The sequence below is a fragment of the Franzmannia pantelleriensis genome, from assembly GCF_900102875.1.
Taxonomy (GTDB): domain Bacteria; phylum Pseudomonadota; class Gammaproteobacteria; order Pseudomonadales; family Halomonadaceae; genus Franzmannia; species Franzmannia pantelleriensis.
This window is the reverse complement of the sequence record NZ_FNGH01000006.1, coordinates 175393-200183: the sequence shown is the minus strand read 5'-3', so window position 1 is coordinate 200183 and position 24791 is coordinate 175393. Positions and strand designations below refer to the sequence as shown.

26 protein-coding genes are annotated in these 24791 nt (G+C 65.0%); 9 read left to right on the top strand and 17 right to left on the bottom strand.

The window, feature by feature from the left end; translation table 11 throughout:
- Nucleotides 1-35 precede the first annotated feature (35 nt).
- Nucleotides 36-1319 carry an L-pipecolate oxidase gene (gene amaA / locus BLT16_RS09465; RefSeq protein ID WP_089658288.1) on the top strand — a complete coding sequence of 428 codons (1284 nt, stop codon included), beginning with the start codon at nt 36-38 and terminating at the stop codon, nt 1317-1319.
- A 45-nt stretch (nt 1320-1364) separates the two neighbouring features.
- Here the strand turns inward: amaA and flgL are convergent, their stop codons facing one another.
- The 11 genes from flgL to flgB form a co-directional block, all read right to left on the bottom strand.
- Entirely contained in the window at nt 1365-2606 is a 1242-nt protein-coding gene (flgL, locus tag BLT16_RS09460; RefSeq protein WP_089658287.1) for a flagellar hook-associated protein FlgL, read from the bottom strand.
- 21 nt (nt 2607-2627) lie between these two features.
- Nucleotides 2628-4526 (bottom strand): flagellar hook-associated protein FlgK, encoded by a 1899-nt coding sequence (flgK, locus tag BLT16_RS09455; RefSeq protein WP_089658286.1) that lies wholly within the window; start codon nt 4524-4526, stop codon nt 2628-2630.
- Between the two features lie 57 nt (nt 4527-4583).
- Nucleotides 4584-5669 carry a flagellar assembly peptidoglycan hydrolase FlgJ gene (flgJ, locus tag BLT16_RS09450; RefSeq protein WP_422717927.1) on the bottom strand — a complete coding sequence of 362 codons (1086 nt, stop codon included), beginning with the start codon at nt 5667-5669 and terminating at the stop codon, nt 4584-4586.
- Nucleotides 5669-6730, bottom strand: coding sequence for a flagellar basal body P-ring protein FlgI (locus tag BLT16_RS09445; RefSeq protein WP_281243303.1), 1062 nt, complete (start codon nt 6728-6730; stop codon nt 5669-5671). Before BLT16_RS09445 ends, flgJ begins: the two co-directional genes overlap by 1 nt.
- An 87-nt stretch (nt 6731-6817) precedes the next feature.
- Nucleotides 6818-7423 carry a flagellar basal body L-ring protein FlgH gene (locus BLT16_RS09440; RefSeq protein WP_422717928.1) on the bottom strand — a complete coding sequence of 202 codons (606 nt, stop codon included), beginning with the start codon at nt 7421-7423 and terminating at the stop codon, nt 6818-6820.
- 101 nt (nt 7424-7524) lie between these two features.
- Nucleotides 7525-8307 carry a flagellar basal-body rod protein FlgG gene (flgG, locus tag BLT16_RS09435; RefSeq protein ID WP_089658282.1) on the bottom strand — a complete coding sequence of 261 codons (783 nt, stop codon included), beginning with the start codon at nt 8305-8307 and terminating at the stop codon, nt 7525-7527.
- 36 nt (nt 8308-8343) lie between these two features.
- Nucleotides 8344-9102, bottom strand: a complete 759-nt coding sequence (locus BLT16_RS09430; protein ID WP_089658281.1) for a flagellar basal body rod protein FlgF — start codon at nt 9100-9102, stop codon at nt 8344-8346.
- Nucleotides 9103-9125: 23 nt separating this feature from the next.
- Entirely contained in the window at nt 9126-10358 is a 1233-nt protein-coding gene (gene flgE / locus BLT16_RS09425; protein ID WP_089658280.1) for a flagellar hook protein FlgE, read from the bottom strand.
- 32 nt (nt 10359-10390) lie between these two features.
- Nucleotides 10391-11068, bottom strand: coding sequence for a flagellar hook assembly protein FlgD (gene flgD / locus BLT16_RS09420; RefSeq protein ID WP_089658279.1), 678 nt, complete (start codon nt 11066-11068; stop codon nt 10391-10393).
- A gap of 2 nt (nt 11069-11070) precedes the next feature.
- Nucleotides 11071-11478: a flagellar basal body rod protein FlgC gene (gene flgC, locus BLT16_RS09415; protein WP_089658278.1), complete on the bottom strand. Its 408-nt coding sequence runs from the start codon at nt 11476-11478 to the stop codon at nt 11071-11073.
- 12 nt (nt 11479-11490) lie between these two features.
- Entirely contained in the window at nt 11491-11904 is a 414-nt protein-coding gene (flgB, locus tag BLT16_RS09410) for a flagellar basal body rod protein FlgB (RefSeq protein ID WP_089658277.1), read from the bottom strand.
- Between the two features lie 198 nt (nt 11905-12102).
- Here flgB and flgA point away from each other — a divergent pair, with 198 nt between their 5' ends.
- From flgA to BLT16_RS09390, 4 genes are all read left to right on the top strand, one after another.
- Nucleotides 12103-12807, top strand: coding sequence for a flagellar basal body P-ring formation chaperone FlgA (flgA, locus tag BLT16_RS09405; RefSeq protein ID WP_089658276.1), 705 nt, complete (start codon nt 12103-12105; stop codon nt 12805-12807).
- An 87-nt stretch (nt 12808-12894) separates the two neighbouring features.
- Nucleotides 12895-13191, top strand: coding sequence for a flagellar biosynthesis anti-sigma factor FlgM (flgM, locus tag BLT16_RS09400; RefSeq protein ID WP_089658275.1), 297 nt, complete (start codon nt 12895-12897; stop codon nt 13189-13191).
- On the top strand, nt 13188-13640 hold the full coding sequence (locus tag BLT16_RS09395) for a flagella synthesis protein FlgN (protein ID WP_089658274.1): 453 nt from the start codon (nt 13188-13190) through the stop codon (nt 13638-13640). The genes flgM and BLT16_RS09395 overlap by 4 nt, the downstream gene beginning before the upstream one ends.
- A gap of 124 nt (nt 13641-13764) precedes the next feature.
- The gene (locus tag BLT16_RS09390; protein ID WP_089658273.1) at nt 13765-15366 is read left to right on the top strand and encodes a GGDEF domain-containing protein; all 1602 of its coding nucleotides are present in this window, start codon (nt 13765-13767) and stop codon (nt 15364-15366) included.
- A gap of 3 nt (nt 15367-15369) precedes the next feature.
- On the opposite strand, the gene BLT16_RS09385 is transcribed toward BLT16_RS09390, so the two are convergent.
- From BLT16_RS09385 to BLT16_RS09375, 3 genes are all read right to left on the bottom strand, one after another.
- Nucleotides 15370-16068, bottom strand: a complete 699-nt coding sequence (locus BLT16_RS09385; protein WP_245701570.1) for a TVP38/TMEM64 family protein — start codon at nt 16066-16068, stop codon at nt 15370-15372.
- 171 nt (nt 16069-16239) lie between these two features.
- Nucleotides 16240-16386: a hypothetical protein gene (locus BLT16_RS20825; RefSeq protein ID WP_156889338.1), complete on the bottom strand. Its 147-nt coding sequence runs from the start codon at nt 16384-16386 to the stop codon at nt 16240-16242.
- A 99-nt stretch (nt 16387-16485) separates the two neighbouring features.
- Complete coding sequence (locus BLT16_RS09375; protein ID WP_089658271.1) at nt 16486-16896, bottom strand: SRPBCC family protein; 411 nt, start codon at nt 16894-16896, stop codon at nt 16486-16488.
- A 137-nt stretch (nt 16897-17033) separates the two neighbouring features.
- Between BLT16_RS09375 and queC the strand changes: the two genes are divergently transcribed.
- From queC to BLT16_RS09355, 4 genes are read left to right on the top strand one after another with little or no spacing between them, the layout of a single operon-like run.
- On the top strand, nt 17034-17750 hold the full coding sequence (queC, locus tag BLT16_RS09370) for a 7-cyano-7-deazaguanine synthase QueC (protein WP_089658270.1): 717 nt from the start codon (nt 17034-17036) through the stop codon (nt 17748-17750).
- On the top strand, nt 17750-18394 hold the full coding sequence (gene queE, locus BLT16_RS09365) for a 7-carboxy-7-deazaguanine synthase (protein WP_089658269.1): 645 nt from the start codon (nt 17750-17752) through the stop codon (nt 18392-18394). Before queC ends, queE begins: the two co-directional genes overlap by 1 nt.
- Entirely contained in the window at nt 18391-19227 is an 837-nt protein-coding gene (locus BLT16_RS09360) for a 6-carboxytetrahydropterin synthase (protein ID WP_089658268.1), read from the top strand. Before queE ends, BLT16_RS09360 begins: the two co-directional genes overlap by 4 nt.
- A complete protein-coding gene (locus tag BLT16_RS09355; protein WP_089658267.1) occupies nt 19224-19484 on the top strand; it encodes a YkgJ family cysteine cluster protein in 261 nt (86 codons plus the stop codon). Before BLT16_RS09360 ends, BLT16_RS09355 begins: the two co-directional genes overlap by 4 nt.
- A gap of 9 nt (nt 19485-19493) precedes the next feature.
- Here the strand turns inward: BLT16_RS09355 and BLT16_RS09350 are convergent, their stop codons facing one another.
- Genes BLT16_RS09350 through BLT16_RS09340 form a run of 3 tightly spaced genes read right to left on the bottom strand, consistent with a single transcriptional unit; the run spans nt 19494 to nt 24571 of the window.
- Nucleotides 19494-23393 carry an ATP-binding protein gene (locus BLT16_RS09350; protein WP_089658266.1) on the bottom strand — a complete coding sequence of 1300 codons (3900 nt, stop codon included), beginning with the start codon at nt 23391-23393 and terminating at the stop codon, nt 19494-19496.
- 53 nt (nt 23394-23446) lie between these two features.
- On the bottom strand, nt 23447-24085 hold the full coding sequence (locus tag BLT16_RS09345) for a MiaE family protein (RefSeq protein ID WP_245701566.1): 639 nt from the start codon (nt 24083-24085) through the stop codon (nt 23447-23449).
- A 51-nt stretch (nt 24086-24136) separates the two neighbouring features.
- Nucleotides 24137-24571 carry a DUF1289 domain-containing protein gene (locus BLT16_RS09340; RefSeq protein ID WP_089658264.1) on the bottom strand — a complete coding sequence of 145 codons (435 nt, stop codon included), beginning with the start codon at nt 24569-24571 and terminating at the stop codon, nt 24137-24139.
- Between the last annotated feature and the right edge of the window lie 220 nt (nt 24572-24791).

Sequence of the window (24791 nt, the reverse complement as noted above, 5' to 3'; positions counted from 1 at the left end):
GGGCGCCGCCGATCGATGCAAAAGGAGACACGCAGATGCAATCACACTGCCTGTGGGAGACGACCGCACGCGAGCCGTCGCCAGACACAGCCCGGCTCGGGCATGACCGCGAGGCCGCGGTGTGCATCGTGGGTGGCGGCATCACTGGCTTGAGCACCGCGCTGCATCTCGCCGAACAGGGCATCGACAGCGTGCTGCTGGAAGCCGGCGAGTCGGTGGCCAGCGGCGGCTCGGGCCGTAACGTCGGCCTGGTCAACGCCGGGCTATGGATACCCCCGGACGATATCGTCGAGGCGCTGGGCTGGGCCGACGGTGAGCGTGTCAATCAGATACTCGGTGCCGCACCGGCGGCGGTGTTCGACATCATCGAGCGCTACGCCATCGACTGCAGCGCAACGCGGACCGGCACTCTGCACCTGGGCCACAGCGCCAAGGGCTGCGGTGAATTGGCACGGCGCCACGACCAGCTCGCCTCCCGCGGTGCCCCGGTAACGCTGGTCGAGGGAGAGGCGTGTCATGCGCTGACCGGCACCCGCCGGATCCAGGCGGCACTGCTCGACGAGCGCGCCGGCACGCTCAACCCGGCCGCCTATACCCGCGGCCTGGCCAGGGCCGCCGTCGAGCAGGGTGCGCGGCTGTTTACCTGCAGCGCTGCCAAGGGTATCAAGCGTGACGGCGGGCGCTGGCGGGTCACCACCGAGCACGGCTCGGTCACCGCACCTCATGTGGTGCTGGCCACTAACGCCTATACCTGCGATGAGTGGAATCAGGTCAAGCAGCACTTCTTTCCCGGCCATTTCTTTCAGGTGGCTTCACAGCCGCTGGAGGGTGACGCCGCCGAGCGCATTCTTCCCCAACGCCAGGGCGCCTGGGATACCCGCATGGTGTTGAGCAGCATCCGTCGCGATGATCAGGGACGTCTGATACTCGGCAGCCTCGGCCAGGGCGAAGGCCGCCCGCAGGCTTATCTCGAGCAGTGGGCCAATCAGGTCCAGCGCCGCTACTTTCCCGAGCTCGGCAAGGTCGAGTGGCAAACCAGCTGGACTGGGCGCATCGGCTTTACACCCGACCACACCCTGCGCCTGTTCGAACCCCAGCCAGGCATTCTCGCCGCCAGCGGATACAACGGCCGCGGACTGACCACCGGCAGCGTGGTCGGCAAGGGGTTCGCGCACTTCATCGCCAGCGGTGACGACGCCCTGCTCCCGCTTCCGCTCAAGCGCCACGCGCCGATCCGCGCCCGCGGTCTGAGAAGTGCCGCCTATGAAAGCGGCTTCACGCTCTACCATGCCGGCCAGTGCCTGCGCGTGGTGACATAAAAAAACCGCTGCCGAGGCAGCGGTGAAGAGAGCAGCACATACCACTCAGAGACGATCGAACAGCGACATCCCCTGGATGTCGACGAAGGCCTTCTGGGCGGCCTGGAGGCCGACCTGGCGCAGGCTGTATTCGGAGATCGCCTCGGCGTAGTCGAGGTCGACCAGATCGGAGAGGGTCTGCTCGTAGTTGAGCATGCGGTTACCGCCCACCGAGTCGACCACATCGAGCTCGTTGAGCCGCGCGCCTACCGAGGCGCGCACGGTGAGGACGTTGTCGAGACTGTTGTCGAGCTCGCGCATCGAGGTATTGAGGGTATTGCGCAGCGCGGCCTTCTGCTGGGCGTTCTCGGCCGGATTCTCCAGCACCGCCAGGGCATTCTCGAAGGTCTTGAACAGGTTGGGGTCCATCTCGGTGGCACGACCCAGGGTAAAGCTATCGCCGTCGGCCGCTGTGCCGTTCAGCGTCAGGCTCAGGCCGCCGAAGCGGATCTGCTCACCGGCGACATAGTCGACGTCCTGGTAGTCCTCAGCGGGATCAAGATCCACCCATGCCTGAGCATTTGTATCGAAGGTTTGCACCGTATAGGTGGCATCCTCGCCGTCACCGCTGAACTCAATACGGTACTGCTGCCCATAGCCGTCGTCGGACGAATCCACTACCGTGGGCCCGCCAACGACCAAGCTGCCTTCATTATCGCCCATTTGGGTGATGTATTTGGCGCCGCTGGGCACGCTGGCGAAGATCTTGTTGCCGTTGTCGGCCACCGGCATCAGCCGCGAGGCATCAATGCGCTGCTCGCGGACGTTGTCATCCCCGACGTAGCTCACCGAGCCATCGGCTTCACGCACATAGGGGGGGCTGTTGTCCTGGTAGCCGCCGAACAGGTAGCGGCCGTTGCCGTCGGTGGCGTTGGCCTGGCCGATCACGGTCTCGTAGATACCGCGCAGCTCGCTGGCGATGGACTCACGGTCGACGTCGCTGAGGGTGTCGCTGGAGGCCTGGATCATCAGCGTCTTGGCGCTGGCAATGGCGTCGCTGACGCTGTTGAGGATGCTCTCTTCCTGGGACAGCGAGTTGCGCGCGCTGACCCGGGCGTCCATGTGCTGCTGGGTCACCGCCTTGGCCTGGTCGACGCCTACGGCCCGCGAGGCGGCCTGGGGGTCATCCGAGGGGTTGACCACGCGGCGCCCGGAGGCGATCTGCTGGCCGACCTTCATGAAATCATTCTGTTGGCGGTTCATGCTCGACACGCTCTGCTCGAACATGGTGACGGTGCTGACGCGCATCTTGGTTAACTCCTAAACGAATCAGGCACGCAGGCCCAGAATGGTATCCAGCATCGACGAACCGATATCGATGACCCTCGCATTGGCCTGGTAATACTGCTGATAGCGAATCAGGTTGGCCGCTTCTTCATCCAGATTGACGCCGGACTCGGACTGCTGGACCGCCTTGAGCTGGTCGGTGAGGCCCTGCTGGGCGTCGAGGTTGACCTGGACGATATTGGTACGGTTACCTACGTCGCTGACCATGGAGCCGTAGGCCTGGCTGACACTGGAAGTGCCGCCGACCAGCGAGACATCCTGCAGCCCCTGCATGGCCAGGGCATTGCGGTTGTCGCCGGAGCCGGGAGGCGCGGCGCCAAGGGTCAGGGTCTGACCTTCCTCGATATCGCCGAGGGTAAAACTGACGCCGTCGACGGTCAGTACATCGCCGGCCTGAATCTGATCGCCATCCTCAAGCACCTCTCCATTGCGTAAAACGTCAACGTCACCTGTGTCGTCGAACTCCAGCGTATCGCCTGCACCAACGGTGAGGTTAAAACCCTCCGCGCCGATATTCTGTAAAGCCCCGCTCTCGGCACTGAGCCCGCTGATCGGCATATCACCATCTGCTTCGACAAATCTCGCCGCAGCGATCTTGTCGAGGTCGTTGATCTGGGTCTCCATGCTGCCGGCTGCGCGGCGCGCCGGCTGGACCTCGAAGCGGTCGCCGTTCTGGAAGTCGCCATCATCAAAGCCGATCACCACGCCGCCGAAGCTCAGTTCGTTGGCATCAGGGTCGAAGTCGGCGCTGACCGACTGGCCATTGTCCTTGCGGGTAACTTCAAAGCTCGGCGGCTCGCCGGCATCGGTTACCCGCACGGTGTAATCGGTGGCGCGCAGGTCGTCGATATCACCGAAGCGGGTCGAAGCGATCTCGACATCGCCGGCGTTACGCTCATTGGCGTAGGCCTGGGGCTGGCCAATATTGAACAAGTCTGCGCCCTGCTCGCCGTTGAGGTCCTGGCCCAGGCGGTGCTGCTCGTTGAAGCCTGCCGCCAGCGAGACCGCCAACTGACCAATCTGATTCTGGGTCTTGTCGAGGGTCTCAGCGCGGAAGGTCATCAGCCCGCCCAGGGTGCCGCCGGTCACCGCCCCCTCATTGAGCTGCGAGAGGCTGCCGTTGCCGTCGCGATAGCCAAGCACCATGCGCTGAGGATCGTTGGCCGACTCCATGGCCTCGAGATCGAACTGGTTGGTGCCCGATACCAACGGCTGGCCGTTGGGCAGCGAGATGTTATAGGTCTTGCCGTCCTGGATATCGACGCGCACGTTCATGCGCTCACTGAGGTCGGCAATGGCCTGGTCGCGCTGGTTGAGCAGGCTGTTGGGGGCCTCGCCCTGGCGCGCCCGGGCCAGCGCGATCTCCTTGTTGAGACCGGCGATCTGGTCGGTGAGGTTGTTGATCTGGGTGACCTCATCGCGGATCTGACCGTTGACGCCCTGCTGCATGTCTTCCAGATAGCGGTCGAAGGAGCGGAACTGAGCGCTCATGGTATCAGCGGCGCCGAGCACGCCCTGGCGCGCGGCCGGGTCGGACGGCGATCCAGCCAGGTCTTCCATGGCCGAGAAGAAGTTCTGCATCAGCGGCGCCAGCCCGGCGTCGCGGTCGGCGAGCAGGTTGTCGATCTGGCTGACCTGGCCCTGATAGGCCTTGAGCGCGCTGGAGGAGCTGGTGGCTGCGTTGAGCTGGTCGGCGACGTACTGATTGAACTGGCGCTGAATGTCGTTGACCTTGACGCCGCCAGCCGCCCCGCCCTCGCCCAACAGCGTCAGTTCGCGGTTATAGCCCGGCGTGTAGACGTTGCTGATGTTGTTGCTGGTGGTGTTCAAGGCGTTTTGAGCGGCGTTCAGCCCGCTCAAGCCGATCGAAAAAATGCTCATGATTCCGTTCCCTTAAGCCAATGCTTGTTATATCGGCACCGCCGTTCACATCTTTAATCAAAACCAGCTGTTACCCGGCGCATAAATACTGCCGCTGGCGGGCGCCTCGCGGCTGGCCAGGGTCGGCCCGGCGGCCTCGACCGGTCCCAGGGTGTTCATGATCGAGACCAGCTTGTCGGCGTAGGCCGGATCGGTGGCATAGCCGCCCTGCTGCAGGGCGCGCGCGGCCTGCTCGGCATTGGGCGCTTCCACCACGCCGCTGTAGCGGGGATTGTCGCCGATCAGTCGGGCGTAGTCGGTGAAGGCTTCCTCGAAGGAGTCGTAGACGCGGAAGGTGTCGGTGATCCGGGTGCGCTGACCGTCGAAGTACTCATGGGTGGTGATGTCGGTGGTTTCACCCTGCCAGCGGCTGCCGGCCTTGATGCCGAACAGGTTATGGCTGTTGCCGCCGCGGGCATCGGGGATCTCGTGGCGGCCCCAGCCGGTCTCCAGTGCCGCCTGGGCCAGTATCAGCTCGGCCGGCACGCCGGTGGCCTGGCTGGCAGCCTGGGCCGGGCCTGCCAGCTCATCGACGAAGGCGCGCACGTGATCGGGCTGGTCGCCACGCGGCTCACTGCGCTCGGCACGAGCCGGCGCCTCAGCCGTCTCTGACTGGGTGCCGCGCTGCAGGTCGAGGGCATCCAGGAAGCTGCCCGGCAACACCATGCCGTCAGCGCTGTCCGCGGGCGCTCGCTCAGGCATATCGCCGGCGCTCAGGCCACCGCTGAGGGCTCGCGGCGTACCGCGGGGGATACCCGCGATCAGCGAGTCGACCTCGCTGTCGGCCTGCTCCCGACCAGGCACCATGCCGCGCCCCTCGAGCTGGTTAACCAGCTGCTCGGCGAGGCCCATGCCACGTCCGGAGAGGTGCTGCGCCCACTGCTGGTCGAGCAGCGACTCATAGAACTCGGTCTGCTGGCTGTGCAGCAGGTCCGAGCGCGGCGTGGCCTCGCGCATGCTCTTCATCATCATCTGCACGAACAGCGCCTCGAACTGCTTGGCCGCTTCGTCGAGGCCGGCGTTGGGGTCGCGGCTGGCGGTATGCCGCAGGCGCTGGATGCCCTGCATGTCCAGGGCGAACTGGCCGCCAAGATCGTTGCTCATCAGAGGATCTCCAGCTCGGCGCGCAGCGACCCAGATGCCTTGAGCGCCTCGAGAATCGCCATCAGGTCGTTGGGCGTGGCGCCCAGCGCATTGAGGGCGTTGACCACGTCCACCAGATCGGCGCCCTCGACCATCATCAGCGAGGCTTCCTGCTGCTCGACTTCGATGTCGGTATCCGGCACCACTACCGTCTCGCCCTCGCCAAACGGCGCCGGCTGACTGACCTGGAACTGAGTGTCGATAGTGATCGATAGGTTGCCGTGGGCCACCGCCGCTCGCCGAAGAGTCACCGAGCTGTTGAGCACCACTGAGCCGGTGCGCGAGTTGACCACGACCTTGGCCGGGGCCTCGTTGGGGGTGACGCGCAGGTTCTCGACCCGGGCCATGAAGTTGACCCGGTCGTTGGGGTCGGCGGGGCCCTGCAGGCGGATGGTGCGACCATCCTGGGCGGCGGCCACCGGCCAGCCGAAATCGTTGTTGATGGCTTCTACTACCTGACGTGCAGTACCGAAATCCGACTCCTTGAGCTGCAGGTCGAGCACGCCGCCGTTGGCGCCCAGCTGCAGCGGCACTTCGCGCTCCACCATGGCACCACCGGCGATGCGCCCGCCGGCCTGCTGGTTGATCTGCACGCTGCTGCCGCCGGCCTCGGCGCCGGCGCCGCTAACCAGCAGGTTGCCCTGGGCGATGGCATAGGTATCGCCATCGGCGCCCTTGAGTGGCGTCATCAGCAGCGTGCCGCCGCGCAGGCTGCGCGCGTTGCCCACCGACGAGACATTGACATCGAGGCGCTGCCCGGGCTGCGAGAACGGCGGCAGGTCGGCGGTGACCATCACCGCCGCGACGTTGCGCAGCTGCATGTTGGTGCCGGGTGGCACGGTGATGCCGAGCTGCGAGAGCATATTGGTCAGGCTCTGGCCGGTGAACGGCGCCTGCATGGTCTGATCGCCGGTGCCGTCGAGCCCGACCACCAGGCCGTAGCCGACCAGGGCGTTGTCGCGCACGCCGGCGAAATCGGCCAGCTCGCGAAGGCGCTCGGCGTGCACCGGACTTGTCACCATGCCAATCAGCACGGTCAGCACCAGGGCTTGCAGTAGGCGGCTGCCACGCAGCCGGGCGGTGAACGTCTTCATCGTCACGCGGCTCCGCTAGAAGGGTGAAACATTGAGGAAGAAGCGCTGCAGCCAACCCATGTGCTGCGCTTCGTTGATATAGCCGTCACCGACGTACTCGATACGCGCATCGGCGACCTGGGTCGAGGGCACGGTGTTCTGGCCGGTGATGGTGCGCGGGCTGACGACCCCCGAGAAGCGGATGAACTCGACGCCCTGATTAATGGCGATCTGCTTCTCGCCGCGCACCCGCAGGTTACCGTTGTGCATCACTTCGAGCACCGAGACGGTAATGGTGCCGGTGAAGGAGTTGTTGGCCTGGGAACCACCGCCACCGGAGAAGTCGCTGTCGCCGGAGACGTCGAAGCCGTAATCGGCGAGCTGCTCGAGCACATCGGGTAGCTCGAGGAACGAGAGCCCCGCCGAGCCGCCGCGGTTGGCGTTGCTCTGGGCGTTCTTGCTGGCACTGACTTCCTCATCGAGGACGATGGTCAGGATGTCGCCGACCATGCGTGGACGCCGATCCTCGAACAGCGGATGGTGGCCGCGGCTCGGCTGGTAGATGGAGCCGTTGGGCTCCGGCGCTTGGCGATCGGGGATGCTGACCTGCTCCTGCTCGCCGACCACCGACGGGCGCGGCATCTGCGCGCAGCCGCTGATCAGTGCCGCCAGCAGCAGCGCGCCGAGCAGCCGCCAGGGTCGCGATGAGGACGTGTGCCGTTTCATGCTCTGCTCCGCTGTGCTTACAGCTGGCTCAGGCGCGCCAGCATTTCATCGCTGGTCTGCACCGCCTTGCTGTTGATCTCGTAGGCGCGCTGGGTCTGGATCATGCTGACCATCTCCTCCACCACGTTGACATTGGAGGTCTCGACATAGCCCTGCATCAGCCGGCCGGCACCGTTCATGCCCGGCATGGTCTCGTTCATCGGCCCCGAGGCGGTGGTCTCGAGGTAGAGGTTGCCGCCAATGCTCTCGAGGCCGGTCGGGTTGACGAAGGTCGCCACGCTGATCTGGCCGACTTCCAGGCTCTGGTTGCTCCCCGGCTGGGTCACCGAGACGATGCCATCCTCACCCACGCTGACCGACAGCGCGTTCTCGGGCAGGATGATCGCCGGCTCCACCGGGTAGCCGTTGGCGGTGACCATCTGGCCGTTCTGGTCGAGCTGGAAGCTGCCGTCGCGGGTATAGGCGGTGTTGCCGTCCGGCATTAGTACCTGGAAGAAGCCCTTGCCGTTGATGGCCAGGTCGCGGGAGTTCTCGGTCTGCTCGAGGCCACCCTGGTTGTGCAAGCGCTCGGTCGCCACCGGGCGTACCCCGGAGCCGACCTGCATCCCCGACGGCAGCGCGTTCTGGATGTCGTTCTGGGCGCCGGGCTGACGCAGGTTCTGATACAGCAGGTCCTCGAACACCGCCCGCGAACGCTTGAAGCCGTTGGTGCCGACGTTCGCCAGGTTGTTGGAGATGACGTCCATCTGTACCTGCTGCGATTCGAGACCGGTCTTGGCGGTCCACAGCGATTTGATCATGAGAAAATTCCTTGGGTAGCGCCCCGATCAGGAGGCTTAGCCTTGAATCGACAGCAGGTTGTTGGCGCGCTGGGCGTTCTCGTCGGCGCTGTCGATCACCTTCATCTGCATGTCGTAACGACGCTGGGTATCGATCATCGCTACCATCGACTCGATGGCGCTGACGTTGCTGCCCTCGAGAGAGCCGGAGACCACCCGCACGTCCTGATTGGCGGCGAGAATCGGCACCTCGCCGTCGTCGCCTGGGGGCAGGCGAAACAGGCCATCGTCGCCGCGTGTCAGGGTCTGGTCCTCGGGGTCGACCAGCTTGAGCTGGCCCACCGGCACCAGCGCCGTGGGATCTTCGCCGGGGCCAATGGCGCTGATGGTGCCGTCGGCACCGATCGACAGCTGCGCCTCGAGGGGCACGATGATCGGCCCATCGTCGCCGATCACCGGACGCCCGACGCTGGTCAGCATGCCGTTCCCGTCGACCTGCAGGTCGCCGCGACGGGTGTAGGCCTCGCCGCCGTCATCGGTCTGCACCGCCAGCCAGCCGCTGCCCTCCAGCGCCACGTCGAGCTCACGCCCGGTGGTACTCACCGGGCCGTGGGAAAAATCCGAGCCGGGCGTGGTAGCGGCCACCGAGGTGCGCGTGGCCAGCAGGCCGTCGCCCTCCACCGGTACCGCACGCATGGCGTGCAGCTGGGCGCGGAAACCGGCGGTGGCGGCATTGGACAGGTTGTGGTTGACCACCGACTGCTGATCGAGGCTCTGCTTGGCCCCGCTCATGGCGGTATACAGGATGCGATCCATGGTTCAGTCTCCCCGAGGCGTCATCAACGCAGGTTGATGGCGGTCTGCAGGATCTCGTCCTGAGTCTTGATGGTCTGGGAGTTGGCCTGGTAGGCGCGCTGGGAGACGATCATGTCGACCAGCTGCTTGGCCATGTCCACGTTGGACATCTCCACGACCCCGGATTCGATGGAGCCGAACATCCCGGTACCCGGCGCGCCCATCAGCTCCTGACCGGAGGCGTTGGTGGCGGTCCAGCCGTTGTCACCGTTGGGCTGCAGGCCTTCGGGGTTACGGAAATACGCCAGGGCAACCTGGCCGGCGGGCCGCGACTGCTCGTTGGCATAGTTCATCATGATGGTGCCATCGTTCTCGATGGTGATGCCGACCAGCGCGCCGGAGGTGTAGCCGTCCTGGGTCAGGGCGCTGGTGGTGGAGTCGTTACCGAACTGGGTGGAGCCGCTCAAATCGAGACTGAAATCAAGATCATCGGGATCACCGCCCAGCGTTGCTGAGGCAAAACTGATCTGCGGCACGCCATCCTCAACATTGTCGCCAATTATTTCCTCCAACGTACCATTGTTGTTGAATTCTACTGTGAAATCGTTCGAGTCATTATAGAAGCCGTCCATTACTACCTTGGCATTCCAGGTATTACTCTCATCCGCTTTTTCGTAATACACCGTCACATTGCGCGGATTGCCCAGGGAGTCGTAAACAGTAAAGTTGTTGGAGTAGTGATACTGAATTTCAGCAGCGTCACCATCGACTTGAGTAGTGCTTCGCCCTTCCTCGAAGATCTCACGCGAGTCCAGGTTGATGGTCGTGCCGACATTTTCTGTCGCGCCAGCGGGCATCTCATCGGCGGGCACGTTAAGTACCTGCGGCTGGCCGCCCACCTGCACTTCACCGGCAGCGTTAAGGCCATAGCCCATCAGCTGGGCGCCCTGGGCGTTGACCAGGTTGCCGTCCGGGGTCAGGTTGAGCTGGCCGTTGCGCGAATAGACGATCTCACCCTGCTGCTCGTAGCGCAGGAAGCCCTCGCCGCTGACGGCGAGGTCGAGGTTGCGGTTGGTCGACTCGAGGTTGCCCTCGGTGAAGTCCTGCACCGTGGCCGAAACCCGCGTACCCAGCCCCACCGAGCCGGCGAAGACGTCGGCAAACTGGGTGCTCGACCCCTTGAAGCCAACGGTCTGCGAGTTGGAGATATTGTTGCCCAGGGTGCCGAGGCTCGATGACGCCGCGTTCAACCCGCTCAAGGCCTGTGAAAAGCTCATGGTCCTTCTCCCTGTGTCACCGTGTGTGGCGATTAGAGTCGTAAAATCTGACGAATGTCTTCGAGGGTGGCCTGTTCATTGATGCCGCCCAGATCGAGTCGCGGTGAGCCGTTGTTATCGCTGGATACGCCGCTGACCACCGCGTAGTTGAGGGCCTTGGCGTCGACGCTGTCATCGCCGGAGGTGGCCTCGAAGGAGATGCGGTAAGCGCCCTCCGGGGCCATTTCGCCGCTGTCGAGCTTGCCGTCCCACTCGAACGACTCGACCCCCGACGACACCGCACCGATATCGAAGCTGCGCACCACCTGGCCGCCGCCGTCACGGATAGTTGCCTTGACGTTATCGGCCGACTTGTCGAGTTCGATGCCGAACGGCGTCGCGCCGTCCTTACCGACCAGGATGCGGTCACCCGGCACCAGTACGCCCTGACCGATCAGGCCAGCGGCCTGCAGGGTATGACCGGCATCGATCTGCCCGGTGATACCCGCCAGGGTGCTGTTGAGCTCTTCGATACCGCTGACGGTATTGATCTGCGCCAGCTGCGAGGTCATCTCCGCGTTTTCCATCGGATTGAGCGGATCCTGATTCTGCAGCTGGGTGATCAGCAGGGTCATGAAGTTTTCGCGCAGCTCGTCGGACTCGCGGGCGCTGCCGCCGCCGGCGATGGCGTTCATGCTGCTTGTCACGCTGCTATCGATGATGTTGGACATGCTCAGCCCTCCCCGATGGTCAGGGTCTTCATCATCATCTGCTTGCTGGTGTTCATCACCTCGACGTTGGCCTGGTAGGAGCGCGACGCCGAGATCATGTTGACCATCTCATGCACCGGCTCGACGTTGGGCATCTGTACATAGCCCTGCTCGTCGGCCAGCGGGTGCTCGGGGCGGTACTCCATGCGCAGCGGGCTTTGGTCTTCGACCACCTCGCTGACGCGCACACCACCCACGCCGTGGCGGCCCTGGGCCTGGGTCTCGAACATCACCTGCTTGGCGCGGTAGGCTTCGCCGTCGGGACCGGCCACGCTATCGGCATTGGCCAGGTTGCTGGCGGTGGCATTCATACGCTGCGACTGGGCGCTCATCGCCGAGCCTGAAATATCGAAGACGGAAAATATCGACATGGACTGCTCCTGTTACTCGGGCTGCATGGCCGACTTGAGGCCCTGGATGCGGCTGTTGATCATGGTCAGTGCCGCCTGGTAGCGGACGGCGTTGTCGGCGAACTGGGTCCGCTCGCGGTCCATGTCCACGGTGTTGCCATCCAGGCTCGGCTGGTCCGGCACCCGGTAGAGCAGCTCCTGGCCGCCCGGCGCGCTTGCTTGCGCGGGAATATGCCGCGCCGATGTGGTCGTCAGCGCCATGCCGTTGCTACCGGACCGCCCGCTCTCCATCACCTTGGAAAGCTCGCGGGAAAAGTCCATGTCGCGCGCCTTGTAGTTGGGCGTGTCGGCGTTGGCGATGTTGCCCGCCAGCACTTCGTGGCGCTCGGCGCGCAGGTTGAGGGCTTCCTGATGAAAATTCAGAGCACCCGAGAGTTTGTCGATCATCCGCTGAGCCTCCCTTCTCGATGGCCGTTGGCGGGCCTTGGGGTATTGGGTCAGCGTGGAGAATAGATGACCTGCTGTCAGGACAAAGGCGCAAACAGGCACAGGTTTTCACGTCATTTTCAGCGTTGTGTTTTTGCCCAGCGGCCTAGAATCGTGATCCTCGGTCAACCTCGCCTGCGCGCTGCAGAGGACGTCACCATGCCGCTTACCCCCTATATCCGCATCTCCCTTGCGACACTGCTCGCAGCGCTATGTTTGAGCGCCCCCCTGGCCGCGAGCGCCGAGGCCTCACGCCAGCTGATGGTCGAGCGCGTGCACGGCTTTCTCTATGAGCGCACCCAGTCGCTGGGCAGTGAGGTGCATATCGAGGTGCACCCACCTTCGGCGCACCTGCCGACGTGCGAATCCCCCGAGCCATTCATGCCCAATGAGCGGTCGCCGGCCCAGGGCCGGGTATCGGTGGGGGTGCGCTGCGGTGAGCAGGGCCAGCAGGTTCGCTACATGCAAGCCTCTATCGCAGTGATCGGTGATTATGTGGTGTTGCGCCAGGACATTCCCGCCGGCACCCTGATCGAGCCGGGGATGCTCGAGCTCAGCGAAGCCGAACTCGGTCGTCTACCGCGCGGCGTGCTGACCGACCTCGACGACGTTATCGGCCAGGAGAGCGCGCGTGCGCTGCGCGCCGGTAGCGCCATCACCTCACAGCAGCTGCGCGAGGTTACGCTGGTGGAACGCGGCGCCTCGGTGCGCATCGAAGCAGTGGGCAACGGCTTTGCCGTCAGCCGTGAAGGCCAGGCCCTGGACAGCGGCGGCATGGGACGCGAGATCCGTGTGCGGCTTGCCAATCGCGAGATTCTCAGCGCCGAGGTCAGCGGTCGCAATCGGCTCAGTGTCGATTTTTGACCTCAGCACCGATTGTCAAAATAGTATTCAAGTTCGCTCCAGTCCCGCCGATACTAGGGGAAAGGACTGAGCGAGAGAGGCTTTCCCGTGAAAATCGATAGCTCCCACCCGCTGGCGCGCCCCACGCAAGGCGAGGCCAGCAACACCAGCAAGACGGCGGCGACCGGCAACGCGCCGGCCAAGCCCGGCAGCCCGGCGGCGGTGACGCATCTGAGTGACACCGGCGCCAGCAGCGGCCAGGACATCGACATGGCCCGCGTCGAGGAGATTCGCCAGGCGATCAGCGAGGGCAAGCTCGACATCCGTGCCGAGCGCATCGCCGATGGCTTGATCGACAGCGTGCGCAACATGCTGGGCGATGACAGCGGCACCCCGCGCACATGAGCCTGGCCGCCCACCTTGCCCGCCAGCAGCAGCGCCTGGAGTCGCTAGTCACGCTGCTCGAGCAGGAACGCGAAGCGCTCTGCGCCGGCCGCGTGGATGGCCAGCATCTCAACGAGCTGGCAGCCGGTAAGCAGGCCCTGTTCGACGAACTCGACCACCTCGAGAGCCAGCGCCGCAGCGCCCAGCACAAGCTCGGCTACGCCGAAGGGCTGCCTGGCGCCGAAGCCGCCGCGCGTGATGCAGGCTGCCTCGACGGCTGGCTTGCGATGCGTGACCTTGCCGAGCGTGCCCGCCTCCTGAATGCCCAGAACGGTGAGTTGATCACCACCCGCCTCAATCACAATCAACGCACGCTCAACTTCCTGCACGAAGCCGCCGGCAAGGCGCTCTACGGGCCGGACGGTCAGGCCAAGCGCAGGGGACTGGCAGGAATCGCCTCGCAAGCCTGATCCGGCCTTGACCTCAACGCAACGCCTGATTAATAGTCGGTTACACCGATATAACATTAGTCAGGTAAGCACGCTGTCCTTTTGGTCTTCGCGGCGCCTGGCACAGCAGGGACGGAGACCCGGCATGCCCCCCTTCGTAAAGCAAGACAGCGCTACGGGCCGCGCTGCCGGGCCAGACGACACCCCCGTGACGCTACCCGAGGCGTTGGCCGAGGTACTGAACACACACTGCGGCTTGCCCTCGCTGCCCAGTGTCGTGATGCAGATCGTCACCCTGGCCGACTCTCCCGATACCAACCTGCAGGAATTCACCGCCGTCATCGAGCGCGACCCGGCGCTGACGCTGCGCATGCTGGGACTGGCCAACAGTGTTTTTCACGCCTACGACACCCCGGTCGAGACCTGCCATGAGGCAATTACCCGCCTGGGGGTCGATGCGACGCTGTCGGTGGCACTCGGCTTCGGCCTCGCACAGCAACAGTCGACGCGGGTGCCCGGCCTTGACCTGAACCGTTTCTGGCAGCGTGCCTTGATCAGCGCCCTGACCAGCCACATGCTGGCCAAGCATCTGGCGCACCCGTCACCGGGCCGCGCCTTCACGCTGGGGCTACTGCAGGATATCGGCATGCTGGCCCTGGATGCCTGCCTGCCACGGGGCTATGCGGCCCTCTTGTCGAGCACCGAGCACCATGAGGCACTGAGTGCCGCCGAGCTCAAGGCGTGGGGCTGCGATCACGCCCTGGTCGGGGCCTGGCTTGCTCAACACTGGGGATTACCCAAAAGACTGGTGCGCGGGATCGCCGACAGCCACCTACCACTCGCTCAGACCACCACCGAACAACGCTGCGTGAACGCCTCGGGACCGTTGGCCGAGGCCTGGCTCGACGGCCTTGCAGAGTCTGTCTCCGCCGACGATACGCTGATGATCCGTATTTTGCAGCGTCTATCAAGTACCCTCGAGATCGATCAAGACGCACTGATCGAGCGACTGTGTGGCCTGCAGGACACCCTGCCGACCACCGCCGAGCTGATGCACATCACCTGCCCGGTGGGATTCGATGCCATCGGCACCCTGCTGAGGGCCAAGCAGCAGCTGCATGCCCACCACCTCAAGCTCAGCCAGCAGCTGCTCGACCAGCACCTGGAGCTCGAGCGCCTGCATCAGCGTCAGGCCGATCTCACCCAGCGAGTGCGCCATGACACCCTCACCGGCCTCTACAATCGTGCCCATCTGGAAGCCCTGCTCGAGCAGCACTTCCGTGAGGCGCTCGATCAACGCCTGGCGCTCAGCTTAGTGTTCATCGACCTGGACTTTTTCAAGCAGCTCAACGACCGCTACGGGCATCGCCTCGGCGACGAGGTGCTCAAGGGCTTCGCCGGCCTGCTGCGGGAGTTGATGAGTCCGACGGTATTGGGCGGGCGCTATGGCGGGGAGGAGTTCTTGCTGTTCTTGCCGGGCGGCGGGCGCGAGGCCGCCACACGCCTCGCCGAGACGCTGCAGCAGCGCATGGCGACGCACGCGCTGGCAAGGAGCGTCGACCACAGCGAGATTCGCGTCAGTGCATCGATGGGTGTGGTGAGCCTGGCTGACGGCGACTTTGTCGACGCCGACGACCTGATCCAGGCCGCCGACCAGGCGATGTATGTTGCCAAGCGTGCCGGACGCGGCCGTATTGTCCACTATGGCGACGGGGCGGTGTTCCGCGACCAGTCGCACAGCGCCTGACGTTCAGCCTTCGCTCTCTTCCTCGCGGCGGCGCTCCACGGCACGCCGTACGCCGGCACCCAGCAGCAGCAGTGCGGCCAGCGCCAGCAGCGGCAGGATGACGTCGACGCTAAGCGCATCGCCGGTTTCGACCGCCTCCAGGGCGCCGTGAATGGCGCTGGCATACACGGCCCACTTGACACCCAGGCCGATCACCGCAGCAACCACGAAGGTGCGCAGCGGCAGGTGCAGCAGACCGGCAGCATAGTTGATCACTGAGTGGGGAAAGCCTGGCAGGACGCGGAAGGCGCACTGGGTCAGCGCATCGCTGCGCCGACTCATGACAAACATGATGCGCCGCGTCAGCCCCTTGGGGGTATAACGCTGGCGAAAGGTGGCGGCCAACCAGTAGGCGCCGAGCGCCCCGGTGACACTGCCGAGAATGAGCATCAGCGTCGCCACCCACGGCGGATGGAAAGGCGCGATCAACCACAGGCCAATGCTGCCCGGGAGGCCCACGGCCAGGGTCACCGCCATCACTGCCATTACCGCCAGCATGGTCAACGGATGGTGAGATGCCTCATCGGCCCATTGGCGAAACGCGCTCAAGTCAGGCGATTGCCAGATCCACAGCAGTACGGCCATCAGAATCGATGCCCCAATCGCCACCAGCCGCCAGTGGCCGCGCGCTTCGCGCACCTCATCGTTTATGTCGCTTTGCATTGAGCCTTCCAGAGCATCCGCAGCCGGTTCAAAAGGCCCCAATAGTGCCACGAAACACCGCCAACATCATGCCGTCTACCGTCAAACCATCTCCGAATCGCTAGTAAAGAAAGCAGCGTCGGTAGCGAGGGACGCCGGCGGCGGATCAGTCCCGAGCGAGGCCGGCAACAGTTAACCCATCGGCGGGGGCGTATCGTCATCCTGCTGGGTCAGCATCGACGAGGCCGGGTTACCCGGTTGAATTCGCTGGTCGATGTAGTGCAACACGCCGAGTTGCACGACCAGGATCGACACGCACAGCATCAAGCTCTTCCACATGACGTCAGGTTCCAGGTATAGGAGCTGCTGCTCCGACAGCGCTAATATAGGCCCTGCCGCGGTGCCGCGATAGCGCTTTTTATGCATCGCCGCTGCGGTTTATAGCCGCGCTTCGACACGCGCCAGAATCTGCCGACTGACTTTGCTGACCAGCGGCTTGGCGGCCCGATTGACGGCCCGCTCCAGCAGCCGGTTATTGATGCGGTAGTCGATGGTCAACGATACCTCGGTGCCATCGTCGACTTGGCGCAGCCGGTAGCAGCCCTGGTTACGCACGCCATCCAAGGACTCCCATGCCAGCCGTTCGGGTGCCTGGCGCTCGGTGATCTCGACGTCGAAGGTCCAGTCCATGCCCACCGCGTGGATGTGCCAGCGATAGCGCTGGCCGCCGAGCGGCTCGATGGCCTCGATCAGGTCGGAATAGTCGGCGAAGTCCTCCACCCGCTCGAGCAGGGCGAATACCCGCTCCGGGGGGGCCGGTAGAATGGCACTGTGTTCGATGGTGGCCATGACGATCCCTTGCAGTGGTGACGACGCTGTCCCGAGAGTACCGGTACGGCCGGCGTATAGCCAGGCCCTGGCGTCACGGCTACAATATGCCGCCACCGGACCGGACCCCGGACAAATTCTCCGACAGGGGCTTTCCCATGACAACCGATGCTCGACCCGCCGTGGTGATCTACTCCGGCGGCATGGATTCGTATACCGTTCTTCACCGTGCGCTGCGCGATGGCCATCATGTCCACGCACTGTCGTTCGACTACGGCCAGCGCCACGCCCGCGAATTAGACGCCGCACGCGCCGTTTGCCAGCGCCTCGGCGTGGCACATCAGGTCATCGATATTCGCGCCATTCACGGCCTGATCGACAACTCGGCGCTCACCGATGCTAGTCGCGAGATGCCCAGCGGCGACTACGACGCCGACAACCTGGCGGCGACCGTGGTACCCAACCGCAACATGATCCTGCTCTCGCTGGCCATCGCCCAGGCGGTCAACATCGGCGCGCCCCGGGTCTACTACGGCGCCCACGGCGGTGACCATGTGCTCTACCCCGACTGCCGTCCGGCGTTCGTCGACAAGATGAACGCAGTGGCAGCGATCGCCAACTTCGATGCGGTGGAGATCGTTGCGCCCTACCTGCGCCGCGGCAAGGACGAGATCCTCGCCGACGGGCTGGCCATGGGTCTCGACTACGCCGAGACCTGGACCTGCTATCTAGGCGGCGAGCTGGCCTGCGGCACCTGTGGCAGCTGTCGCGAGCGCCTGGCGGCCTTCGCCGCCAATGGCGCGAGCGATCCGCTTGGCTATGTCGAGCGGCCCGACAGCGACGCTTCATCATCTGCCGGTGGAGCACCCCGCTGATGTATCACGTCAAGGAAGCCTTCTACACCCTGCAGGGCGAAGGCGCCCGCGCCGGGCGCGCCAGCGTGTTCTGTCGCTTCAGCGGCTGCAACCTATGGAGCGGTCGCGAACAGGATCGCGCCACCAGCGTTTGCCAGTTCTGCGACACCGATTTCGTGGGCACCGATGGCCCAGGCGGCGGACGCTTCAGCAGCGCCGATGCCCTCGCCGATCATCTGCTGGGCCAGTGGCCGGCCCGCAGTCACGGCGCCACGCCCTATGTGGTGTTCACCGGTGGCGAGCCGCTACTGCAGCTGGATACCGCTCTGATCGAGGCCATGCACGCGAGAGGCTTCGAGATCGCCGTGGAGACCAACGGCACCCTGGCGCCGCCCCCCGGCATCGACTGGCTATGTGTCAGCCCCAAAGGAGCCAGTCGACTGGCCGTGACTGGCGGCGACGAGCTCAAGCTGGTCTATCCGCAGTCGGCGGCGCCGCCGGAGCGTTTCGCCGAACTCGACTTCCAACATTTCTACCTGCAGCCAATGGATCTGGCTCCCCAGGGCCGCGACGGTACCACCCTCGAGGCGACGCTGGCCTACTGCCTGGCCACGCCACGCTGGCAGCTCTCGCTGCAGACGCACAAGATCGCGGGGTTTGCATGACACTATTCGTGAATCGCCTGACCCAGCTCGATGTCTCGCTGTGGTGCCCAAATCGCGGGCTGATCGGCGCCAGCTGGCACGTGGATGCCGAGCTGGATGGCGCGCTGGGCGAAGATGGCATGCTGTTCGACTTCGGTGAGGTCAAGCCGTGGATCAAGTCACGACTGGACGCCGGCGCCGACCATACGCTGCTGGTGCCGAGCCGCGCACCAGGCATCAGCGTGCAGGAGTGCCGCGAGGGGCTGTCGATACGCACCCAGCTGCCCTACCCCATGGAGGTACGTGGTCCGCGCCAGGCCTTCACCCTGCTGCCCTGGCAGGCCGTAAGCGCCGAGCGGCTCGGCGAGCACCTGGCCAAGGAGCTGATGCGACGCCCGCCACCTAGGGTCGAGGCGATCCGCCTGGCGCTGCGCGATGAGGCCATCGACGGCGCTGCCTTTACCTACAGTCATGGCCTCAAGCGGCATGCCGGCAACTGTCAGCGCATCGCCCACGGCCACCGCTCGCGCCTCGAGATCTGGCGCCAGGGACAGCGCGATGTCGGCCTGGAGGCGCGCTGGGCCGCCTGGCTGGCCGACCGCTATCTGGTCGACGCCGAGGACGTAAGCAGCGACGCCGATAGCGACGCCTTGACGTGTCGTTATCGCGCACCTCAGGGCAACTTCGTCATGCGCCTGCCCCGGGCGCGCTGCGCAATCCTGCCGTGCCCGACCACCGTCGAGCACATCGCTGCCTGGCTCGCCGAGCGGATCGCTCGAGAGTGCGGTGAGCGCATCAAGGTCAAAGCCTTCGAGGGCATCGACAAGGGGGCCATGGCCGAGGCGGGGCCGTGAGCGAGGCGGGCTGCCGACCGGGCTGTGGGGCCTGCTGCATCGCCCCCTCGATCAGCTCGCCGATCCCCGGCATGCCGGATGGCAAGCCAGCCGGGGTGCGCTGCGCGCAGCTCGATGAAGACAACCTGTGCCGGCTATTCGGCGACCCGCAGCGCCCGGCGGTGTGCCGGGACTTCGACTTCGATGCCGAGCTCTGCGGCAGCCACCGTGAGCAGGCACTGCAGCGCATCAGCGCACTGGAGCTCAGCACCGGCTAGCCGGCAAGCTCAGGCGTTATCAGCGCTCGCCGGTACGCGCTGGTCCAACAGGTTGCGCCAGCGTACCAATACCGGCGCGTCGCTGTGCGAGACCTCGCTGAGCAGACGCCGGAAGTCATCTCGCGCTTTGCCATCCGACGGGTCGATAAGCGTCAGCCATAGCTCCAGGGCGTGCAGCTGCTGATGCAGGTTCTCGTGCTCACGAGCCTGCAACAAGGCTTGTTCTGCCAGCGTCCTGACCGCGTCGCGGGGATGCCCCAGTTGATGGCGAACCCGTGCCAGCTGGGTGGCAATTTCCGGGAGGTAGAGCGAACCGCGCTCCTGGGCCACCAGTAGGCACTGGTCGAGGTAATCCTCGGCGCGGACGTATTCGCCAAGTGCCATGCAGGCATCCACGTACCACAGTACCGGGCGGGTGTATCGCTCGCGACCGGTCACTTCATCGAACTCCTCCATCCCCGCCTGCAGCATCACCAGGCCTTCGGCGTCACCGGCCAGGGCTCTCTGCCAGCCGATCAGACTCTGGGATGACACCTGCCAAAGGTGCAGGTCCGGGGTGCCGGTCAGTTCGAAGGCGCGCTGGGCACGCATGCCGGCCAGATGCACGTGTCCCAGCTGGCGATAGACCGCGGCCGAGAACAGCAGCGCCATAGCCAGCGAGCCGGGATGCTTGAAGCGCTCAGCGAGACGGATGGCAGCCTCGGCCTGCTGCTCGGCGCGGCGGTAGTCACCGCGCAGGCACAGCGCCCAGCCTTGATAGCAGGACGCTGCCACCTGAGGATGGTCGGAGAACGGCAGCCACTCGATCAGCATCGACTGGTTGAGCGGGTCGATCTCCTCGAGGTGGTCGTAGGCCTGGCGAATACGCCCCGCCCAGTATTCACAGGTCGCCTGGGCATAGTCAGCGAGGCGCTGATAGCGCACGTCGTCGAGGCGCGCCGCCAGATCGGCGAGATTGGAGGCCAGCGAAAAGGCATCGGCATGAGCATGGCGCTGGCTGCAGCCCACCCAAAGGCCCCACTTGACCAGGAAACGCTGCTCGAGATCCGCTTCCTCATCGGCCAACGTTTCGTTGCTGTCGCACGCCATCAGCTCGCGGGCACGCACGAAGCTCTCGTGTGCAGTCGGCGAGCCGTGACCCTCAAGGGCAAACGCCGCCTGGCCACGCACCGTGAGCAGACTGATCTCACGCTCGACCTGGTCGTTGACGTGGCGCAGACTGGCAAGCCCGGAATCGGCCATTTTCAGCGCGGTGCGGTTAGCACTGACCTTGAGCGCCTCGCGGGCGGCCAGTTCGAAGTAGCGCGCACCGCGCGCATAGTGGCCGCTGCGCCGCAGGTGAGTGGCGAAGTCGCCGGGGTGCCGGCTGATCCACATCGGGAAACGCTCCTCGATGAGGTTGACCACCTGCAGGTGAATACGCATGCGCAGGTCACGTGGGCAGGACAGATAGGCCGCTTCCTGCAGCAGTTGGTGGCTGAACTGGTAGTCGAACTCGCTGCCGCCGTCACAGACCTCGATGACCTCGAGCCGGCACATCTGCTCCAGCGCCTGCTTGAGGCGGGCCGGCTCCCAGCCGCTGCATTCGACCAGGAAATCGAGCCGGAACTGGCGCCCCAGCACCGCCGCCACATGGGCCACCTCGCGGTCCACATCGAGCTGATCGATGCGGCTGGCGAGCAGCCCCAGCAGGCCGCGGGGCAGTTCGTCGAGCTGCACGCTGCGCCCCTCACGGCGATCCATGTCGAGGCGCCGGCAGATCTCCTGCAGGTAGAGCGGCACACCGTCGCAGCGCTCGATCAGCTGATTGCGCAAGCGCGGGCTGAGGTGCAGCCGATAGCGACGCGCCAACTGCGACAGCAGCCGCGACGACTGCAGCGCGTCGAGCCGACCCAGTGCGATCTGCTGGTCCCAGTGCAGCTTGGCCGGCAGCGGCTCGCGGCCGTGATGGCTGGCCACGATCAGCAGCGGGCAGTTGATCGGTAGCCGTGCCTGCAATCCCGAGAGCACCTTGAACGACAGCTCGTCGAGCCACTGCAGATCATCGATCATCATCACCAGCGGCCGCTCCTGGGTCAGCAACTCGATCAGCCGCTGCATCAGGTTGACCACCAGTTCCACCGCCTCGCCACTTTGGGTCACCGCGGAGAGCTCTTCGGGTTCGCGCACGCCAAGCGCCTCCTCGAGCAGCTGACGCTTGTCGTCATCCGGGCTGAAACCCGGCAGCTGCTCGAGCAGCAAACCAAATGCCTGACTGTCGACGGCATCGCCCAGATGCCAGTGCAGCAGCTGGCGTGCCACACCGTAGGGCATCTGCACCGATAGCCGGGTGGTGGGTTGCCAGCATACGGCGGCGTCACGACTCTGCTCGATCTGGCGAAAGCCGACTAGCAGCGCCGACTTGCCCATCCCCGAGGCACCGCGCACCAGCACGCTCTGGCGCAGACCGATACCGGCCCGCGCCAGGGCGTCGCGCAGCTTGCGCAGCGCCGGCTCACGGCCGATCAGGCTCGGCGGCAGCGCCTCGCGGCCACCTTCGTTGGTACCCAGGACCAAGGCACGCAGGCGAACCTTGCCGTCACTGGCCAGCAGCCGCGATGACAGCCGCGGCTGGAGGTCGAGCGCCGGTGGCATGTGCTGGCTCGACTCCTGGGAGATCACCAGTTCGCTGCCTTCCGCGGCGCTCATCAGCTCCAGCGATACCTGGGTGACCTGACCGAGTGGGTCGACCAGCTGGCGCTCAGGCAGATATACCACCCGGCCACTGTTGAGGCCGGCGGCCAGCTCGAAGGAAGGAATCGCGCCGTCGCCGCTCCAGTGGCGCGCACTCTCGTCGGGCAGCGTGCGCCGGCAGTGTTCGTAGAGCGCCACCAGTTCGGCCAGTTGGTGCGCCGGGCCGTGGGTACCGAAGCAGGCCAGCCCCAGACCACCGGTAGCGCCCGGCAGCCAGAACCCCCCCAGGTGGTGACATTGCTGCTCGAGCCAGCGCATCAGTTCGATCTGCAGCGTCAGGCAGGCGCGGGTTTCGGCGCGATCCTGCCACTCCCCCTTGAGGCGCAGCCGGATAGCCATCACTGACAGCTGGCGCTGCTCGATCTCGTCGTCGCGCAGCGGCGAGCTATCGGCGGCCAGCGCCCGCGAGAAGGCGCCCTGGGGCGAGAGTCGCTGCAGCTCTCCTTTTCCGTCCGACCAGTGGCGAGCCAGCTGCAGGAAGTTTGGCTCGGGCTGCTGGCCGGACAGCGCCAGCAGTTGCAGATAGGCATTGTACTGTTCATGGGCCGCCGCCGACTGGCCCTGCTCGGCGAGCTGACGCACCAACCGTTCGTGGAAGGGACCGTAGCCGGAAAAACGGCTTACCAGGGCACGCAGCAGCGGTTCAGGCACCGCGTCGTGGGACTCGAGCACGGTCTCGGCGTAGGCAATGACCCGCTGACGCCACTCGTTGCGCACCCGTAGCAACCAGCGCTGGAACTCGGCGCAGGCCGACAGCTGCAGCTCTTCGACCAGATCACCGCGATAGATGTCGAGGATCGCTTCAAGGTTGGTGAGATCGGCGGGTGCGTCGAGCATCTCCTGCAGCTGATAGAGATCGAACACCCACTCCTCGGGCAGCTTGAAGGCGATGGTCTGACGCGACACCACCAGCACCCGTTCAGCCTGGTCGCCCAGCGACTGGCGCAGGCAGTGCAGCGCGTGGCGCAGGTTGGTACGCCCTGACGACAGCCCCTGGTCGGGCCACAGCAGCTCGGCCAGGGTCGAGCGATTGACGGGCTGGCGATGCAGCAGCAGATAGACCAGCAAGGCCTTGACCTTGTCGTAACTGAACTGGGAAAGGCTGTCCTCGCCGAGCATCAGAGAAAAGTGACCGAATAGCGCTAACTGCTCGTTGACAGGTGGTTCCCGCATCATGATGGTTCCTGCGTTATTATCTGCTCAGTATGCCATAGGCGCGCCTGGGCGGCTCATGCGGCGCGTGGCAAGCCGCTGTGGAAACGAAACTCGTTGTCCTCACAGTTGATCAACTCGGCTTCGCACTCGGCGAAGAAAGCAATGCGTGCTTCGACGTCGGCATCGCCTCCCTCGTCTGCGTAGCGGCGCGCCAGCATCAGGTAGTCCTCGAAGTGACGCCCTTCCGACTTAACCAGACTGCGATAGAACTTGGCAAGTTCAGCGTCGAGGTGCGGAATCAGCCGCGCGAAGCGCTCACAGCTGCGCGCTTCGATATAGGCCCCGATGATCAATATATCGACCAGCCGCGCCGGATCTTCAGTCCGCACCTCACGGCGCAGTCCTTCAGCGTAGCGTGAGGCACTGAGATGGCGGTAGGTAACGCCACGGGTCTCCATAATCTTGATGACCTGCTCGAAGTGCAGCAGCTCTTCCCGGGCCAGCTGCGACATCTTGGTCAGCAGCAGCGGCCGATCTACGTAGCGGTACATCAGGCTCATCGCCGTCGAGGCGGCCTTCTTCTCACACTGCGCATGGTCGATCAGCAGCAATTCTTCATTGGCGAGCGCCGCCGCGACCCAGGCATCGGGCGTGGGGCAGCGCAGAAAATGCGTAAGCGACTCGGGCAGCAGCGCCTCCGGGGAGTCTTGCATGGTCAGATTCTCTTGCATCATTAAGTGGCGGTTGGATGTAGACAATGGGGGTCAAGGCTCGGCGTCGCTGCGCGCCTGGGCGGCGGCATCCAGCGCCCGGTGGATCACCGTATAGAGCTCGACGGGATCCAGCGCTGCGACAGCATCGCGCGGCGCCAGCCCGTAGCGTGTCAGGTCGTTGATGCGCTGGCGTCCTACCCGGAGCAGTTCGATGGCACGCGACAACGCCGGCTGCTCGGGCCGGAAGCGAATCCGGTAACGCACCAGCTGTGTCTCGAGCAGTGCTGCATCGGTGATCATCAGATAGCGCTCGGCCACCGTCACGCGAAGCGCATCCAGCGCCTGCATGCGCGCCTCGCGCTCGCTGCCGTCATAGCCCAGCCAGTCACGAATCTCACGGTCGTGACGCTGGCAGCCGCGGCAGGTGGTGTCTCCCACCGTGGTAGAACACAGGCCCACGCAGGGCGACACGATCCGTTGGCTCATGCGTCTCCCCACTGAATCACTCAGACGAATTCACGGCGCCGATGGTACCGCGTCGAGGCCTTAGAGGCATCCTCGATATCGTCCCCGCCCCCACCTTCGCACGGCGCGCCGACCAAAGTTGAAGGCCCACCACGCCGCGCTTCCTTAACATTGTCGACAGTTTCACGTATAGTCCGCAGCACCCATTCATATGGTTACCGCGAGAACCGGGGCGACATGC